This window comes from Catenibacterium sp. UBA627 (assembly GCF_002299355.1).
GTDB lineage: Bacteria > Bacillota_I > Bacilli_A > Erysipelotrichales > Coprobacillaceae > Catenibacterium > Catenibacterium mitsuoka.
Genome location: NZ_DBPF01000129.1, coordinates 4,277 through 7,737, shown reverse-complemented (window position 1 = coordinate 7,737; position 3,461 = coordinate 4,277). Strand labels below are relative to the sequence as shown.

General features: G+C 33.8%; 4 protein-coding genes. All 4 read right to left on the bottom strand.

The genetic code is table 11. From position 1 onward, the window contains the following. Nucleotides 1-359: glycosyltransferase (locus tag B2S90_RS08810; RefSeq protein WP_286696906.1), on the bottom strand; the 359-nt coding region annotated here is incomplete at its 3' end. Beyond that, complete coding sequence (locus B2S90_RS08805; RefSeq protein ID WP_006505026.1) at nt 331-936, bottom strand: sugar transferase; 606 nt, start codon at nt 934-936, stop codon at nt 331-333. The genes B2S90_RS08810 and B2S90_RS08805, both read right to left, overlap by 29 nt. A gap of 3 nt (nt 937-939) precedes the next feature. Beyond that, on the bottom strand, nt 940-2,367 hold the full coding sequence (locus B2S90_RS08800) for a polysaccharide biosynthesis tyrosine autokinase (protein WP_286696905.1): 1,428 nt from the start codon (nt 2,365-2,367) through the stop codon (nt 940-942). Beyond that, a partial coding sequence (locus B2S90_RS08795; RefSeq protein ID WP_286696904.1) for a tyrosine-protein kinase family protein occupies nt 2,367-3,461 on the bottom strand: 1,095 nt, incomplete at its 5' end. The genes B2S90_RS08795 and B2S90_RS08800, both read right to left, overlap by 1 nt.

Genomic DNA, 3,461 nt, shown 5'->3' with positions numbered 1-3,461 from the left:
CCTTGTACATTGGCACAATAAGGAATACCCATACTTCTACATACTAATCCTGCATAAATATTAGGCTTAATAGAGTAAGTAATCACTAAATCAGGTAATTCTTCTTTCATGAGTCTCTTATATGTATGAAGAAGCTTTAAATCAGTTTTAGGATTCATTCCTCTTCTATCTATAGGTGTATCAATACATTTGATACCCATGGCTTTAAAGTCTTCTTCATGACCTACAAAAGGCATTGAGAGAACAACTTCATGTTCCTTCATTAATGCTTGTATCAGTTCCTTACGGAACTGATACAGCATATAGGAATGATTTGTGATAATCAGTATTTTAGTCTTTGTTAAGAGATCCTGTGCCACCTTCAACCACTCCTTCATGTTTTAGCACAGATGTGATAGTGCCAAAGAAGCACTTAACATCTAATAAGAATCCTAGATGGTCTACATAGTAGCCATCTAGTTTTGCTTTTGTTGTAATTTCTAATTCGTCACGTCCATGAATCTGTGCCCAGCCAGTTAAGCCTGGTCTTACATCGTTGGCATGATATTCATCACGTAAGGCAATGAGATCATCCTGATTCCATAAGGCAGGACGAGGACCAATGACAGCCATCTGTCCTAGAAGAATATTGAATAACTGTGGTAATTCATCTAGGGATGTTTTTCTTAAGAAATGTCCTGCCTTTGTAATAAAGGCATCAGGATCATCTAATAAGTGTGTAGGCATATCATGTGGTGTATCTACATACATTGTTCTAAATTTATAGATAGAGAAATAAGTTTTATCCTTCCCGATTCTCTTCTGTTTAAAAAGAACAGGTCCTTTAGAGTCTACTTTAATCCAGATACTTAAGATAATAAGTAAAGGAGATAAGACAATAATGCCACATAGACTCATAAAGAAATCGAGTATTCTTTTAACCCCATTTTTATACATATCTTACCTCTTCCCATAACCATAGCCATAGCCATAGCCGTATCCATAACCATAGCCATAACCACTCGATGATTCAGTTGTAAAGAATGTGTTCTTATAACCATTCAATACAGCACCTAGAACATTTGGTAAAGTATCATGTAATTCATCTACAGAATCTAAGATATCAGCTGCAGTAGCATGATCCTGTTTCACTACTACAATAGCACTATCAGCCTGTTTTGCAACTAATAAAGCATCCTGCATCATGAATAGAGGTGGTACATCTAGAATAATATAATCATAATGCTTTCTAAGTTCTTCAATTAAGATAGAAAGTCTAGGTCTTGATAATTCTGTTGCACCATCCATTGAAATATCACTACCAAATATGACATCAATATCATCCATATGAACAATACAATCTTCTAATGAAATAAGTGAATCATTTAAGAAATCTAATGAAGTACGTTTAATATTCGCATACTTCATAGTCTTTTCTACTGAAGGGTTTCTTAAGTCTAAGTCTACAAGACATACTTTATAACCCTTCTGTCCTAATGAAATAGCACTATTGACAGACACTAATGTTTTACCTTCATTAGGTACAGTACTAGTAAACATAAAGACTGACTGATCTTTAGCTTTATGAGCCTGTTCCATCTTAATTCTAATGTTATGGAATGCATGTCTGAATCCAGATTTCATACCTGGAGAATTAAGTAATAGACTTGCACCAGTCTTTTTACGTCTATCATAGCCTTCTACAAAAGGAATCTTCGCAATATAATCCATACCAAGGATATTTCTAATATCATTCTTATCTAGAATAGTATTTCTAAAGATAGAGGCAATAATTAAGAATAGAATACTTACCGCAAGACCTAAAATACCACCATTCATAGCTGCCTTGATATAGTCTGGATTTGCATCAGGACTCTTAGGCATATTAGGATTATCTAATAATGTGATTGTTACATCGTCCATGACATTCGCTGTAACATTATCATAGTTATTGACAACACAAGTAGCTACATTATAAGCATCCTTAGGATTACTTGCAGTCACTTTTAAAGTAACGAGGTTTGTTCCTTCAGTCTGAGTTGTAGTAATAGTAGCAGGTACTGACTGCACATGTAATACATCCTTAATAACATTCTGCATCTCATTACTAGTCAGTAATGAATTGAATGTAGGAATCAATGAGTTTGTAGATTCTCCATTCTTAGAGTCTGCATAGTAATAGACATCCTCCTGGCTCGTAGAAGGAACAAATACGGCTTCACTTGTATAAGTTGTATTAAAGAAAAGTACTTCTTTCATTTCAAATGCGAGTATTCCAATCAATAGAAATAATACAACATATTTCCATAAACGGCGGAAAGCACGGAAGAAACGGTCAAAATACTTCATTAAATCTATTTTCTGTACATCTGAACTTGTTTGATCCATTATTCTCCCCCCTTAGTTCTATATCTGTTATATCCATATCTATAACCATAAGTACCACGCATTGTACCTGGTTCATAAACTCTACTGTTGAATACAATACCTACTACGTTATTCTTAACATAAGTTAAACGTGAAATAGTTTCATTGATCATGTCTTTTTCAGCATAATCCTGTCTTACAATGAATAATGTTGCATCCATCATTTCATTGATAGTCATTGGTTCATTTAATAAGTAAGCAGGGCTGACATCGACAATGACATAATCATATTCTTCTTCTAGTTCTTCTACGATAGCTTTTAAACGATTGCTTCCAGTTAATTTTTCAGAATTCTTTAAGTCCTGCTGACAAGGTAATAAGTCTAAACCTGGATGATCTAAAGTAACAACCTGAGACTTCCAATGGGCTTTTCCTTCAATCGCATTATTTAAGCTTGTATTTGTCTTTAATTCAAAAATCTTATTTAATGAAGGTTTTCTAAAGTCCATATCAACTAAAATAGTCTTATGACCATTCTTTGCAAGTGCTAAGGCTAAGTTAGCACCTACACTTGATTTACCTTCATTTTCATGAGCACTCGTAATCATGAAAGAAGTATAACCATGTTTCTGACTTGATGCTTCTACTTTACTTCTTAACTTATTAATAGATTCTCTATAGAAGAAACTTGTCTTAAGTGAAGTAATAAGAATAGCTTTTCTGTTCTTCTTGAAAGGATTTCTTTTCTTCTTTTTTTCAAAAGGAATTCTTGCATATAGTCTTGCATTTAACTTCTGTTTAGCTTCCTTATCACTCTTTACTGTATCTCTAAAGAAATAATATAAAGCGAGAATAAATACGAGTACAGCACCACTTACTAATGCACCCTTCATAAAGTTACCCTTATGACTGTTGTAGTTGACTGGTGCAGTAGAGAAGCTGCTTTCATCTAATATATTGATTGCATATGGGAAATTATAACGCTGTGTACTTCCTGCATACCATTCAGTTAAATACCCAATCGCATAATAAGCTTCCTTCTTCGTATCTGCAGTCACATTAAAGTTAATAATATTTGCCTGCTGTGTACTAATAGTTGCTGTATATGTAGTAGA